General features: G+C 72.0%; 12 protein-coding genes. 3 read left to right on the top strand and 9 right to left on the bottom strand.

The annotated features are described in order from the left end of the window. The first annotated feature begins 1 nt into the window (after position 1). The gene (locus tag EIY87_RS12295; protein WP_225439842.1) at positions 2-790 is read left to right on the top strand and encodes an MHYT domain-containing protein; all 789 of its coding nucleotides are present in this window, start codon (positions 2-4) and stop codon (positions 788-790) included. On the opposite strand, the gene EIY87_RS12290 is transcribed toward EIY87_RS12295, so the two are convergent. The 9 genes from EIY87_RS12290 to EIY87_RS12245 all read right to left on the bottom strand — a co-directional run bounded on the left by EIY87_RS12290 (position 770) and on the right by EIY87_RS12245 (position 11,400). Then, positions 770-3,163 (bottom strand): DUF7617 domain-containing protein, encoded by a 2,394-nt coding sequence (locus EIY87_RS12290; RefSeq protein WP_125307833.1) that lies wholly within the window; start codon positions 3,161-3,163, stop codon positions 770-772. The two genes, EIY87_RS12295 and EIY87_RS12290, sit on opposite strands and share 21 nt — an antisense overlap. A gap of 285 nt (positions 3,164-3,448) precedes the next feature. Then, a complete protein-coding gene (locus EIY87_RS12285; protein WP_125307832.1) occupies positions 3,449-4,246 on the bottom strand; it encodes a GntR family transcriptional regulator in 798 nt (265 codons plus the stop codon). Continuing rightward, a complete protein-coding gene (locus tag EIY87_RS12280; RefSeq protein WP_125307831.1) occupies positions 4,243-5,736 on the bottom strand; it encodes a beta-N-acetylhexosaminidase in 1,494 nt (497 codons plus the stop codon). The genes EIY87_RS12285 and EIY87_RS12280 overlap by 4 nt, the downstream gene beginning before the upstream one ends. Beyond that, positions 5,736-6,554: a carbohydrate ABC transporter permease gene (locus EIY87_RS12275; protein WP_125307830.1), complete on the bottom strand. Its 819-nt coding sequence runs from the start codon at positions 6,552-6,554 to the stop codon at positions 5,736-5,738. Before EIY87_RS12275 ends, EIY87_RS12280 begins: the two co-directional genes overlap by 1 nt. Further along, entirely contained in the window at positions 6,551-7,492 is a 942-nt protein-coding gene (locus EIY87_RS12270) for a carbohydrate ABC transporter permease (RefSeq protein ID WP_225439841.1), read from the bottom strand. The genes EIY87_RS12275 and EIY87_RS12270 overlap by 4 nt, the downstream gene beginning before the upstream one ends. Positions 7,493-7,561: 69 nt before the next feature. Continuing rightward, positions 7,562-8,836 carry an extracellular solute-binding protein gene (locus EIY87_RS12265; RefSeq protein ID WP_125307829.1) on the bottom strand — a complete coding sequence of 425 codons (1,275 nt, stop codon included), beginning with the start codon at positions 8,834-8,836 and terminating at the stop codon, positions 7,562-7,564. A 34-nt stretch (positions 8,837-8,870) separates the two neighbouring features. Next, positions 8,871-10,046, bottom strand: a complete 1,176-nt coding sequence (locus tag EIY87_RS12260; protein ID WP_125307828.1) for a carbohydrate-binding protein — start codon at positions 10,044-10,046, stop codon at positions 8,871-8,873. 248 nt (positions 10,047-10,294) lie between these two features. Next, on the bottom strand, positions 10,295-10,672 hold the full coding sequence (locus tag EIY87_RS12250; protein ID WP_125307826.1) for a VOC family protein: 378 nt from the start codon (positions 10,670-10,672) through the stop codon (positions 10,295-10,297). Further along, positions 10,669-11,400 (bottom strand): arsenate reductase/protein-tyrosine-phosphatase family protein, encoded by a 732-nt coding sequence (locus EIY87_RS12245; protein ID WP_125307825.1) that lies wholly within the window; start codon positions 11,398-11,400, stop codon positions 10,669-10,671. Before EIY87_RS12245 ends, EIY87_RS12250 begins: the two co-directional genes overlap by 4 nt. A gap of 74 nt (positions 11,401-11,474) precedes the next feature. On the opposite strand from EIY87_RS12245, the gene EIY87_RS12240 reads away from it, so the two are divergent. Both EIY87_RS12240 and EIY87_RS12235 read left to right on the top strand, forming a co-directional pair. Beyond that, positions 11,475-12,641, top strand: a complete 1,167-nt coding sequence (locus tag EIY87_RS12240) for an acyl-CoA dehydrogenase family protein (protein ID WP_125307824.1) — start codon at positions 11,475-11,477, stop codon at positions 12,639-12,641. Continuing rightward, positions 12,638-13,408 (top strand): FAS1-like dehydratase domain-containing protein, encoded by a 771-nt coding sequence (locus tag EIY87_RS12235; RefSeq protein ID WP_318531884.1) that lies wholly within the window; start codon positions 12,638-12,640, stop codon positions 13,406-13,408. The genes EIY87_RS12240 and EIY87_RS12235 overlap by 4 nt, the downstream gene beginning before the upstream one ends. Positions 13,409-13,527 lie beyond the last annotated feature (119 nt).

Below are 13,527 nucleotides of genomic sequence, written 5' to 3'. Positions count from 1 at the left end.
CATGGAACACTTCGCGCTCGGGCACTGGCTGCTCGTGCTCGCCTACCTGACTTCGGTGGTCGGCTGCGCGCTCGGCCTCGCCTGCGCGGTGCAGGCCCGCCACGCGGCGAGCAGCCGGCACCGCCTGCGGTGGCTGGTGCTGGCGGCGGTCTCGATCGGCGGCGTCGGCATCTGGCTGATGCACTTCGTGGCCATGCTCGGCTTCAGCACGCCGGGGATGCCGGTGCGCTACGACGTCTTCCGCACCGCGCTGTCGGCGCTGCTGTCGGTCGCCGCGGTGTTCGCCGGGCTGCTGGTCGTCGGCGGCCGCGCGAAGTTCGGCTGGTGGCGGCTCGTGCTCGGCGGCGTGATCACCGGCCTCGCGGTCAACGTCATGCACTACACGGGGATGTCGGCCCTGCGCGTGAAGGGCGACTTCGGGTACGACGGCCTGCTGGTCGCGCTGTCGGTGGTGATCGCGGTGGTCGCGGCGACGGCCGCGCTGTGGTTCGCGGTCTTCCTGGACCGGCTGTCCCTGCGCCTGCTCGCCGGGTTCGTGATGGGCGCGGCGGTCACCGGCATGCACTACACCGGCATGGCCGCGGTCCGGATGACCATGGACGTGTCCGCCCCCGACCCGGCCGGCGTCGAGGTGTTCTCCTTCCTGTTCCCGGTGTTCGTGCTCGCCGCGATCGCGATGGCGGTCCCGCTCTGCGCGGTCCTGCTGGCCCCCGCGGCCGGGCCCGATGGCCCGCGGGAAGCGCCGGAACGCCTCCCGCGGGCGGTCACGCTAGAGCACGCACAGCAGTGAACAGGCCTTCGCCGACGACCAGTTCGTGTGCGACGGCGGGGTGCCCGGCGGGACGTTCACCGGCAGGTAGCTCACCTTCGCCTGGTTGGTGATCGGGAACAGGCTCAGCAACGCGTACGTCGAGCAGTACACCTGCCGCGTCTGCCCGGCGCCCAGCGCGAACGGCCCCGTCTGGCACGACGGCTCCACGCTGTCCACCACGTGCGCCGACGTGATCCCGACCGGACCCTCGTTCGTCACCGTGATCCGCCAGTACGCGGTCGCGAACAGCAGGCCCAGCAGCCCGACACCGGTCTGCTTGGCCCACGGCCCGGCACCACCCGGCCCGCACTTGGCGGCCGTCGACGCCGTGCAGATCTCCTTCTCCACCTTGACCTTCGGCGTGCACGACGCGCCCGGCGCGACCGGCAGCGTCACGGTGTTCGACGTGAACGACCCCGTCGAGTCGGTGCCGGTGGCGGTGTTCGCCACCGCCGTCACCGCGCAGTCCGCCGCGATCGTCGTGCGGAAGCACAGCTGCGGCGCGTCACCCGCGTAGTCGACGACCAGCGAGCCGCTGAAGCCCGCCGCGCTGTGCAGCACCAGCGTCGTGGTCACCGTGATCGACGGGTGCGCCGCCACGGAAACGCCGGTGAGGTCCACCGAACCGTCCGGGGCGAAGCCCGGCGTCGGCACGACGGCGTTGTCCTGGTCGGTCACCGTCACCTGCGACGCCGCGAAGTCGACGTTGGCCGGGTCGACGCCGGTCAGCCGCGCCGCGGTGTAGCCCTGGACGTGATTGCCGCCGTCGCAGGAGAAGTCGCCCGGTTTCAGCGTCACCTGCCCGCCGGACCGGACGCACGGCGAGGCACCGGTCGTCGGTTCCATCGAGAACAGCACGCCCGCGTCGCCGAGCCCGATCAGGCAGCCCGACGGCGGGTCGTAGGCGTAGCCGTAGTCCCGCGTGGCCCCGCCGTTCACGGTCGGGTGCGTGATCGGGCCGGGCAGGCCGGCGCACGCCGACCCCGTCGTCCAGTCGTGGCAGAGGGCCGCGCCCGCGTACCCGCCGCCCCAGGCCGGGAGGTAGCTGCGCACGTGGCCGCCGGGATCCGTGACGACCTCCGGCGGGAAGAAGATCGCGCCCGCGGGCAACGCCGTGATCGGCGGTGCCGGCAGTGCCGAGCCGTCGAGCGCGTAGCACGTCGTGACGGTGCTGGCGACGCTCGTCGACGAGCACGCGCCCACCGGTGCGCCGCTCGTGCTGAAGGCCGTGTACGCGTTGTAGGTGTAGTTGCCCGCCGGTCCCGTGGGCCGCGACGACGCCCAGCCGGCGCACGCCGTGGCGGTCGCCGGGTCGAAGCAGCCCAGTGACGGCTGCTGCGTGGTGTTCGGGCTGGACGTGGACGCGAACACCTTGTCCGCCACCACGGTCAGCGCGCCGTAGACGTACGGCTGGTTGGCGGCCGGCACGATCGGCGCGTACGGCTGGCCGCCGCACGCGCTCTGCGTCGCGATGGTCCAGCAGACGACCGCGCCGGAGCTGATCAGGCCGTAGACGTTGCCGCCGCTCTCGACGAGCCCGGTGATGCTGCTGACCGGCGGCGACCCGCCGAGGTTCGCCAGCGCGGAGTAGCCGCAGTTGGCGGCGGCGGCCATGTCGAGGCAGCCGATGCCGACCGACGTCGCCGTGATGGCGGGGTAGTAGACCTTCGCGGGCGCGGCGGGGTCGCGCACGTACTGCTCGACCATGGGGCTGGCGATGTCGCCGGCGCCGAGGGTGCCGAGCGGGCCGGGCGCGGTGTTGAGCACCTTCGGCCACGGGCCGCCCGGGCACCGCTGCCCGGTGGCGAGGTCGGTGCACACGACCTTCGGGGACGTGGCGCCCAGGTGGTGGTAGATGTTCCACGCCTGCAGCACGCCGCCCTGCGTGCGGTAGAGGATCGGGGAGAAGCCGTCGCCGCCGGTCGCGGTGGTGACCGCCTGCACGGGCGGGGTGAGGGCGCCGGACAGCTGGGTCGCGTCCGGCCCGGCGTCCGGGTTCGTGGCGCGGACCGCCGTGACCCCGGAAGCCGGTTCGGTGCCGGTGAACGTGCTGCCGTCGGTGGACCACTGCGGGGTCCAGCCGGGCGGGGCGTGCAGGGAACCGGGCTGGAACGCCTGGCCCGCCCCGACGGCGTCGGTGATGGTCGCGGCCCCGGCCGTCGTGGCCTGGTCGTCGTAGCCGATGACCCAGTTCGCGCTCGCGCCGTGGTCGGCGGGCGAACCGGTGCCCTGCACGGACTTCACCAGCCCGGAGACCGCGGCGGGCGCGGGATCGGCGGCCGCGGGTGGCGGGACGGCGGTCGCCGCGACGAGCACCAGCGGCAGGAACGTTCCCAGCATGCGTCTTCGCATGGACTGTCCTCGATTCTTTCGGTTCCGGGAATCGTTTTCCCGGCCGGAGAAAAAGCCTATGCGGCACTCCGGGTGCGTTGAAGCGCTCTCACCCGGGCGCCGAAAAGGCGATGCCAACAGCGCAGTTCGTGACCCTCTCGCGATCGCGTGTACCCGGTGTGACAACGGGTTTCACGCCGTGCGCTCACCCGGATGTCGGCCTAGCGTCACTCGTTCGGGTAACGAGGGGACGCTAAAAACCCCGGTTTCCGGCGTCCGGTGAAGATTTATTTTCCGGATGCGCGATCAACCGGATTCGGCGTCGAAGCGGAGTTTCGACGTGATGCGGTACCGGTCGCCCCGGTAGACCGAGCGGGTCAGCTCGACCACGCGGCCGGTCGTGTCGCGGGTCAGCCGTTCGATGTGCAGGATCGGCGCGTACACCGCGATTTCCAGCAGTTCGGCCTGGTCCGGGTTGGTCACCGCCGGCTCGATCGTCTGCACGGCGTCCTGCACGGCGATCCCGAAGCGCTCCCGCAGCAGCCGGTAGAAGTTGCCGGTCTCGAGCTCGGCCGGCCGCAGGCCCGGCACCAGCGACGCGGGCAGCGCCAGGCTTTCGATCGCGATCGGCTCGTCGTCGACGTACCGGACCCGGGTGACGCGCAGGACCGGCGTGCCCGGCTCGCACTCCAGCTCGCCGGCCAGCGAGCGGGCCGCCGGTGCCGTGGTGAACGCGACGACCCGGCTGGTCCAGTGCCCTTCCGCGGGCGGGACGGCGAGCCCGGTGGCCAGCTCCTGGGTGACCTTCTGCGGGCTGGTGAACGTGCCGCGGCCGCGCTGGCGCACCAGCAGCCCGGTGCGGGTCAGCTCGTCGATGGCCGCCCGGACCGTCGGGCGCGAGACGCCCAGTTCCGCGGCCAGGTCCCGCTCGGAGGCCAGGCCGGTGCCGGGGCCGGCGTTCTCGATCACCTTCAGCAGGTGCCGCCGGACGCGGTCGCGCTTTGCTGTAGGCGGGCGGTCCGCCTGCTCGCCACCTTCGGTTCGGGGGCTCCGGGTGGCGGAGCCCCCGGCCTGGGGCGAAGCCCCGGATGGCTGAGCGGTCAAGGCAGCGTCTTTTCGGGTACGGGGACCGCGCCGGCGAACCGGACGCGCTCCTTCGGCAGGGCGCCCAGCGCGCGCAGCCGGGTGAGGTGCCCTGCCAGCCGCTGGTGGAAGTCAGCATAACCGCGGTCCGGTGACGACCACGCGCGTTCGGCCAGCGCGCACAGCCGCGGGAACGCCAGGTGCCGCACGTGGTCGGGGGTCGGGGCGTGTTCGGTCCACAGCTGGGCCTGGGTGCCGAGCACGCCCGGCCGGGTGCCGTCGCTCACGGGGAGCCCGCCGGCCAACGGGTCGAAGCGGTAGACGTCTTCCAGCGTCGTCACGGGTTCGCGGGGTGGCTCGCCCGGCTCTTCGGTCTGCCGGTAGTCGAAGTACGTCGAGGTGTGCGGGGCCATCACGACCTGGTGGCCGCGGGCCACGGCCTGCGTGCCGTGCGCGGCGTCGCGCCACGCGGTGACGACCAGGTCGGCGGGCAGCCCGCCCGCGGCGTGCCCGGTCTCGTCCCAGCACACCGCCTGCCTGCCGAGCCCGGCGACGACGCGGTGCAGCTCGCCGAGGAACCACGGGTGGAGTTCGGCGGTGCTGCGCAGCCCGAGCGCGGCGGCCTTCGCGCGGGCGACCGGGCTGGTTTCCCACTGCGTCGTCGGGCATTCGTCGCCGCCGATGTGCAGGTGCCGGGCCGGGAAGACGTCCGCGACCTGGGTGAGGACGTCCCGGCAGAAGGCGAACGCGCCGTCGTGGACGCCGAGGATGTCCGGGCTGATGCCCCACTCCGTCCACACGGGAAGCCGCACGTCCGGCCGGTTGCCCAGCTCGGGGTAGGCGGCCAGGGCCGCGCGGACGTGCCCGGGCAGGTCGATCTCCGGCACGATCCGCACCCCGCGCGCGGCGGCGAAGGCGACGAGGTCCCGCAGCTCCCGCTGGGTGTAGAAACCGCCGTGGGGTACGCCGTCGAAGACACCGCTGCCCGCGGCCCCGACCATCGACTCGGCGCGCCACGCCCCGATCTCGGTCAGCCGCGGCCACCCGTGGACCTCGATCCGCCAGCCCTGGTCGTCGGTGAGGTGCAGGTGCAGGACGTTGAACTTGTGCAGTGCCAGGAGGTCGACGAACTCGCGCAGGAAAGCGAGCGGGAGGAAGTGCCGGGCGACGTCGAGCAGCACCCCGCGCCAGGGCAGCCGGGGCGCGTCGCGGACCGCCAGGCAGTCGAGGCGGGGCAGCAGCTGGCGGACGGTCTGCACCCCGGCGAGCAGGCCCGCTTCCGTGGTCGCGGTGAGCACGGCGTCCTCCGGCGTGACGTCGAGGGCGTACTCCTCGTCCGCGAAGCCCGGTTCGAGCGTGAGCCGGACCGCCGGTCCACTGTGGACGAGCGGAAGATGTGCGTACGCGGCGAGCAGCCGGGCCGGCCCGTCCGTGCCGGGTCCGGAGTGGACGCCGAGGGGCGTGAAGGAGCCGGCGCGGCGGTCAAGCCGCGCGGGGTGGGGGATGACCATCAGCCCTTCACCGCGCCCGCGGTCATGCCCTCGACCAGGTGGCGCTGCACCAGCGCGAAGAAGACGACGACGGGCAGCGCGAACAGCGTCGACGCCGCGATGAGGCCGCCGTAGTCGGTGCCCGTGCTGGTGCTGAACGAGACCAGCCAGACCGGCAGCGTGTAGCCCGAGCTGTCCTTCATGATCACGTAGGCGAACAGGAAGTCGTTCCAGGCGGTGATGAAGGCGAACACGCTGGTCGCGATGAGCCCGGGCAGCACGAGTGGCAGCAGGACCGAGCGCATCACGCGCCCGCGCGTCGCGCCGTCGACCATCGCCGCTTCCTCCAGCTCGACGGGGATGCCATGCAGGAACCCGCGCAGCGTCCAGATCGTGAACGGCAGCACGAGCGCCACGTAGGTCAGCACCAGGCCGAACAGCGTGTCGAGCAGGTGCGCGCTCTTCAGGCTCAGGAACAACGGGATGACCAGCGCGGGCACCGGGACCATCTGCAGCACCAGCACCCCGATGAGGAAGCCGCGGCGCCCGAAGAACCGAAAGCGCGTCAGCGCCGTCGCGGCTAGGAAGGCGACCACGATGGACAGTGCGACGACCGCGACGACGACCACGACGCTGTTGAGCAGGTCCTGGAGGAAGCCCGGTTTCGCGAGGGCGCCGGCGAAGTTGTCGAAGGTGACGTCGAAGGGCAGGAACTCCGGTGTGGGGCTGAGGATCTTGCCCGCCGGCTTGAACGCCGTGAGCACCATCCAGTACACCGGGAAGATCCACACGAGACAGAACAGCGTCGCGGCCGCGTTCCGGCCCACCCGGCGGATCACAGATCCTCCCCGGAGCGGACGAGCTTGCGCACGTACACCGCGGTCAGCCCGACGAGCAGCGCGACCGAGACCACGGCGATCGCCGCGCCCTGGCCGAAGTCGTTGCGGCTGAAGGCGCGGGTGAACGTCCAGATGCCGAGCGTCGTGGTGCCGCCGTCCGGGCCGCCCTGGGTGAGGATCCAGATCTGGTTGAACACGGTGAAGTCCCAGATGATCGACAGGATCGTGACCAGGCCGAAGATCGGCTGCAGGAACGGGAAGGTGATGGTGCGGTGCGCCCGCCACGGCCCGGCGCCGTCGAGCGCGGCCGCTTCGTAGTAGGACCGCGGGATCTGCGAAAGGCCGGCGTAGAGCGTGAGCGCGACGAACGGCACCGACTGCCAGACGACCAGCAGCCACACCAAGGTGAACGCCGACGCGGGCGACGTCGTCCAGTCGCGCTGGGTGAGATCCCCGAAACCGGCCTGGGTCAGCAGCCAGTTCACGACGCCGTACCCGGGCTGGAAGAGCCACTGCCAGACCAAAGTGGACGCCACGTTCGGCAGCGCCCAGGCGGCGATCAGGCACAGCGTCACCGCCGTGCGCATCCCGCGGCCCAGCCGCCGCAGCATGAGCGCGACCGCGAAGCCGATGACGAGCGTGCCGAGGACCAGCGCGGCGCAGAACCCGACGCTGCGGGCCAGCACCGGGAGCAATTGGCCGTCCCCGAGCACCTCGGCGTAGTTGTCCCAGCCCGCGAAGCCCGTCGTGCCGGTGAACAGCGAGCGGAGGCCGTACTCCTGCAACGAGATGACGACCAGGCGCAGCAGCGGGTAGCCGAGCACCAGCCCGAGCAGCGCGGCCGCGGGCAGGAGCAGGCCGTAGGGCAGCAGCGACCGGCGCCGCCGAGGCGCCACCGGTCTTTCCGGCGCGTGCGGCCGCGCTTTCACGAGCAACACGGGGACTCCTCGGGGGAAAGGGGCGGGGCGGCCCGGCGGGGACGGCGGTCAGCCGGGCTGCCCCGCCGGTCAGCGGGCGTTGAGCGCTTCGGTGAGGTGGGCGTCGAAGTCCTTGGCCGCCTCGGCGATCGGCTTGCGCCCGGTCGCGATGTCGGCGAAGAACGTGTTGATCGACTTGTCGCTCTCGATGGTCGCCCAGCCGGGGGCGGCCGGAGTCGCGACGCTGGTCTTGGCCGCCGTGGCGAACGCGGCGTTGAGCGGCGGCAGCGACGGCGTGATCCGGTCGATCAGCTCGGTCGAGATCGGGGTCCAGCCGTCGATTCCGGCGATGGCGTCGCGTTGCACCGCCGGGTCGGTCGCCGCCTTGACGTAGGCGAGCGCGAGGTCCTGGTTGCGGCTCTTGGCCGCGATCGCCAGGTCGGACCCGCCGAGGAAGACCGGCTGCGTCTTGCCGGGTGTGGTGCTGGGGAAGGGGAACGTGCCCAGCCGGTCCTTGAGCTCCGGCTTGTTCTTGACCACGGTGTTGACGCTCGTGTCGAGGATGGCCGCCGCGCCGCCGGCGGAGAAGATGGCGGCCTGGTCGGGTGCCTTCGTGTCGACGTTGCGGGACGCGGGGGAGGAGTAGGCGTTCTGGAAGTCCTTCCAGGCCTGCAACCCCTTCTGCGCCTCGGGGCTTTCGAGGGCGCCGGACCACTTTCCGTTCTGTTGCACGGCGATCTGGCCGCCGGCGTCCCAGACGAACTGCAGCGCGCCGAACCAGTAGCGGCCGGGGAAGTGGAAGACCGAGTAGTCCGGCGCGGGGTGCTTGGCCTTGATCTTGTCGAGCGCGGCGGTGAGCTCGGCGTAGGTCGTGGGCGGAGCGGTGACACCGGCGTCGGCCCAGACCTGCTTGTCGTAGATCACCGACCGGTTGCCCGCGAACAGCGGCGCCGCGTAGACGTGGTCGTCCACAGTGGCCGGTCCGATCAGACCGGGCAGCCAGGTCTGGCCCGCGGCCAGCTCGGCGCGGTGCGGGGTGAGGTCGGTCAGCGCGCCGTTGGCGGCGAACAGCGGGACGTTCGTGTTGCCGATCTCGATGACGTCCGGTGTGGTGTCCTGGGCCAGTGCGGTGCTGATCTTGGTGTTGATGTTGTCCCATTCCTGGATCTGGACGGTGACCTTCGCGCCGGTGGCCTGCTCGAACGCGGCGTTGATCGCCGCGGTGGCCTTGTCGCTCAGGTCGCCGTTCATCAGCCAGACGGTCAAGGTGGTCCCGCCGGCGGCGGGAGCGGGGGTGTCGGTGCCGCAGGCGCTGGCGGTCAGAGCGGTGACGGCCAAGGCGGCGGCGAGGATGCGTCTGCGCATGGGGATTCCCGGAGGCGTGAGGGGGATGCGGGGATCAGCAGTGGCCGAGGTCGGCCCACTGGGCGGTGAGGCCCGGTTCGGAGCCCTGGGTCCACCAGTTCGCCTGCCAGAGGTGGGCGTTGTGCTTCACGCGCTGGCCGCCGAGGTACACCGTGCCCCAGTCCCACTCCGGCGCGCTCGAGCAGTCGGCGGGCTGGGACGGCGTGGTCGGGGTGGTGGGCGTGGTCGGGGTGGTCGGCTGGGTGGTCGTGGTCGCCGGCGGGCTGGTCGGCGTGGTGCACCCGGTCACGGTGTCCACATGGGACGTTCCGGCGGTGCGGTACTGCCCGGCCTTCGCGACGGCGTCGGCGGGCGAGACGACCTGGTTGCCCGCGTAGTAGGTCCAGTCCACCTGCTCGGTGTAGACGCTGTTCCCGCTCGTGTGGCCCGCGGTGTCGATGAACCACATGTTGTAGTTGATCGACATCGGCGTGCGCGGGTAGACCGGGTTGCCCTGGGCGTCGGTGGTGTGGTCGGCGGTGAGGACGCCGTCGATGTAGTACTTGACGTGCCCGCCGGAGACCTGCGTGACGATGTCGTGCCAGCCGGCCAGGCTGCGGTTCTGCGCGGTGGACGTGCGCAGGCCGTCCCACGTCGGGCTGTTCCAGTAGGTGTACCAGCTGGTCTGGTAGTTGGCCTGTGGGCCGCCCCAGCCGCCGTTGGGCAGGTATTCGGAGAAGTCCAGTTCGCTGTAGAGCGGGTCGCGGTCGTACCGCAGCGGCGAGATCGTGAAGTAGGTTTCGTTGACGTGGTCGCCGTCGCTCCCGCTGTCCGGCGCGTCGGTGAAGCGGACCCGGCTGGCGTACGTGCCTTCGAAGAACCGCAGCTGGTTCTGGTACAGCTCGGCGTGCGTGGTGCCGTTCGCGGAGCCGTCGGTGCTCGCGGCCAGCTGCGCGACGCGCTCGCCGTTGACGGTCGGGAAGGTGACGTTGCTGGTCAGCCAGCGCGCCCCGGGCACGCCCGGGCTGCCGACGTCGTTGCGGGTGGTCCAGCCGGCGCCGCTGAAGGCGGAGTCGGTGGGCGACGCGTAGTGGAAGTCGTCGAAGAGCACCCCGCAATCGGCGGCGGCCGCCGGGCTGGCGTCGGCCCCGCCGGAGAGGATCAGGGCGGTGGCGGCGACGGTGGCGAGGCTCGTGAGGGCTGCGGTGGTGGTCCGGGTGGTACGGGACATGGGTCTCCTCCTGGGATGCCGTCCGCGGGGAGGCCGATTGGTCTAGACGAATCGGGTGGCCAGTACCCTCCTCCTGACCATTGGTCATGTCAAGAAGGCAGCAGAACTTACCTTTGGTAATTTCCACCTGAGTGCGCCCAAGCGCCCGAAGGTGGCCTTCGGTGCGTCTGACGCACCGAAGGCCGCCTTGGGTGCGTCAGACGCAACCAAGGCCACATTGGGGCGCTGGGGTCCGGGAGCGAACGGGGCTAGCGGGCGGCGGCCTCGAACAGCTCGACCAGGTTCCCCGCGGGGTCGGTGAGCAGGATCTGCCGCCCACCCGGCCCCGCGACGACGTCGCCGAGGAACTCCACCCCGGCGTCCGCCAGCCGCCGGATCTCCGCGTCCAGGTCCGGGACCACCAGGTGGATGCGGTTCCGTCCCGCCGCCGACAACGACGCGGGCGTGGCCCGCGCGCCCGAGCTGGCCGGGCCCGAAAGCAGCAGCCGCAGCGGGCCGCGGACGACGTCGGCGAACGCCGGTGCCGCGCTCATGCGCACCGTGAAGCCGAGGTGGGTGGTGTAGAAGGCGATGGCCGCCGGGACGTCGTCGACGACGTACCGGACGCTGGCGAGCTGATCGGTCACGACGGGACCTCCTTGTCTTGTGCCGCACCGAGTTCCGGCAGCAGGTGCCGGACGCGCGTGTCGAGTTCGGCCGCGGTGCGCCGGAACGCGCCGGGGCCGGGCGCTGCGGCCGGGTCCGGGATGCTCCAGTGGCGGCGGTGCGGGAACGCGGGGCAGACTTCGCGGACCTTGTCGCACACCGTGATCACGTGGTCGAACCGCTGCCCGGCGACCGTGTCCAGGTGCCGCGGCCGCTGCCCGGCGACGTCGATGCCGAACTCCTCGGCCAGCACCCGGACCGCCTCCGGGTGGAGCGCGGCCTTGGGGTGGCTGCCCGCGCTCGTCGCGGCCACCCGGCCGCCGGTCCGCTGCCGCAGGAGGGCCGCGGCGATGGGCGAGCGGGAGCTGTTGCCGGTGCACACGAACAGCACGGTGATCCCCGGCCGGACCGGCGCCGGCTCGCGGAGCAGACCCGGGTGCAGGGCCGTGCCGGTCGCCGTCAGCGCGGCCGAACACCGGTCGAGGTCCAGGTGGTAGTAGCTGTCGCGGCCGTCGTAACTGCTTCGCGTGACCGCGACGAGCCCGCCGTCGCGCAGCAGCCGCAGGTGGTAGGAGACCAGGTTCTGCGGCTGGCCGACGTGCTCCACCAGTTCCCGGACCCGCAGGTCGCGGCCGGCGAGCGCGGTCAGGAGCGACCACCGCAGCGGGTGCGCGGCGAGGCGGACGAACGCGGGTGGCTCCGGTGCCATCGCCGCAGAATACATCAAACGAGATTGATGGAACAGTGCGTCATGATGGGACGACCCGAGCGAGAGGACCGGTGATGGACGGGCTGACCGAGGAGGAGGCCGCGATCGTCGCGGTCGTGCGCGACTTCGTGGACCGCGACGTCCGGCCGTCGGCGCGGGAACTGGACCACACCGACACCTACCCCGAAGCGCTCATCGAGCAGATGAAACGCCTGGGCGTCTTCGGCCTCGCCGTGCCCGAGCCGTGGGGCGAGGCGCGGGTGTCCGCGCAGTGCTACGCCGTGATCACCGAGGAGCTGGCGCGCGGCTGGATGAGCCTGGCCGGCGCGATGGGCGGGCACACCGTGGTCGCGAAGCTCATCGCCGAGCACGGCACGCGCGCGCAGCAGGACCACTACCTGCCGCGGCTGGCCACCGGCGAGGTCCGCGCGACGATGGCGCTGACCGAGCCCGGCGGTGGCTCCGACCTGCAGGCGCTGCGGACCACCGCCCGCCGCGAAGGGGACAGCTACGTCGTCGACGGCGCCAAGACGTGGATCACCAACGCGCGCCGCTCGCAGCTGGTCGCGCTGCTGTGCAAGACCGATCCGCGCGCCGAACCCGCGCACGCGGGCATCAGCATCCTGCTCGTCGAGCACGGGCCGGGCTTCGAGGTCTCCCGCGACCTGCCGAAGCTGGGGTACAAGGGCGTCGAGAGCTGCGAACTGTCCTTTGTGGACTTCCGGACGCCGGTGACGTCCTTGCTGGGCGGGGTCGAGGGCAAGGGTTTCGCGCAGATGATGCGCGGCCTGGAGATCGGCCGGATCCAGGTCGCCTCGCGCGCGCTCGGCGTCGGGCGGGCCGCGTTGGAGGATTCCCTGCGCTACGCCCAGGAACGCGAGGCGTTCGGGAAGCCGATCTGGCAGCACCAGTCGGTCGGCAACCACCTGGCCGACATGGCCACCAAGCTGGAGGCGGCCCGCCAGCTCGTCCACCACGCCGCCCGCCGCTACGACTCCGGCGAGCGCGCCGATCTCGAAGCCGGCATGGCGAAGCTGTTCGCGTCGGAGACCGCGATGGAGATCGCGCTCGCCGCGGTGCGCATCCACGGCGGCTACGGCTACTCCACGGAGTTCGACGTCGAACGCTACTTCCGGGACGCGCCGCTGATGATCGTCGGCGAGGGCACCAACGAAATCCAGCGCACGGTCATCGCCCGGCAGCTGGTCAAGCGCCACCCGATCGGGGGCGACCGCGCGTGATCGCCGAACCGATCCTCCCTGGACCCGCGGCGGCCCTCGCCGCGCTGCTCGGCGTCCCGCTGCCCGAAGACGGCGTCCTCCCGCTGCTGTGGCACTGGGTGTACCTGCTCGACCGGCCCGCGCAGGCCGACCTGGGCCCGGACGGGCACCCGGTCCGCGAAGGGACGCCGCCCGGACGCCGGATGTGGGCCGGCGGCCGGGTGCGCACGACCGGGGAGCTCCGCTGGGGCGAGGAAGCCACCCGCCACTCGGAAGTCCTGGCCACGCGCGAAAAGCAGGGCCGGTCCGGGCCGCTCACCTTCGTGACGGTGGCCCACCGGATCCACCAGGCGGGCCGGCTCGTCGTCGACGAGGAGCAGGACCTCGTCTACCGCGCGAGCGGTGGTGAGACGTACCCGGCCGGCGGTCCGGAGGTGCCGCCGGAGCCGGGGGAGTGGGCTCTCGACGTGACGCCGACGCTGCTGTTCCGCTTCTCGGCGCTGACCTACAACGCCCACCGCATCCACTACGACCGCGACTACTGCCGCGACGTGGAGGGCTACCCCGGGCTGCTCACCCACGGGCCGCTGCAGGCGCTCGCGATGGCCGAAGCCGCGCGGGCGCGCGGGGCCGCCGGGCCCCTGGCGTTCGAGTACCGGCTCGTCGCGCCGCTCTTCGACTTCCAAGGGCTGATCGCCTCGGCCCGGCCGGACGCGGGCGCGATGACGACGGCGGTCCGCGACCGGTCGGGGCGGCGGACGGCCACCGGGAGCCTGCGTCCGGGGTAGGTCGTCACGGGCGGTTCGGAGTGCTCAGCGTACGGTCACAACCTCGTCGCAGATATTGTAAACAATTTCATCGACGATTAGGGTGCGACCATCAAGCCTGCGAAGCGACGAGGACTGAC

The sequence above is a fragment of the Amycolatopsis eburnea genome, from assembly GCF_003937945.1.
In the GTDB taxonomy this organism is placed as follows: domain Bacteria; phylum Actinomycetota; class Actinomycetes; order Mycobacteriales; family Pseudonocardiaceae; genus Amycolatopsis; species Amycolatopsis eburnea.
This window is presented reverse-complemented; position numbering and strand designations above follow the sequence as displayed.

Coding starts and splice junctions, on each gene's coding strand:
- EIY87_RS12295 (WP_225439842.1), top strand. CDS start 2: ATGGAACACTTCGCGCTCGGGCACTGGCTGCTCGTGCTCGCCTACCTG.
- EIY87_RS12290 (WP_125307833.1), bottom strand. CDS start 3,163: ATGCGAAGACGCATGCTGGGAACGTTCCTGCCGCTGGTGCTCGTCGCG.
- EIY87_RS12280 (WP_125307831.1), bottom strand. CDS start 5,736: ATGGTCATCCCCCACCCCGCGCGGCTTGACCGCCGCGCCGGCTCCTTC.
- EIY87_RS12265 (WP_125307829.1), bottom strand. CDS start 8,836: ATGCGCAGACGCATCCTCGCCGCCGCCTTGGCCGTCACCGCTCTGACC.
- EIY87_RS12260 (WP_125307828.1), bottom strand. CDS start 10,046: ATGTCCCGTACCACCCGGACCACCACCGCAGCCCTCACGAGCCTCGCC.
- EIY87_RS12245 (WP_125307825.1), bottom strand. CDS start 11,400: ATGGCACCGGAGCCACCCGCGTTCGTCCGCCTCGCCGCGCACCCGCTG.
- EIY87_RS12240 (WP_125307824.1), top strand. CDS start 11,475: ATGGACGGGCTGACCGAGGAGGAGGCCGCGATCGTCGCGGTCGTGCGC.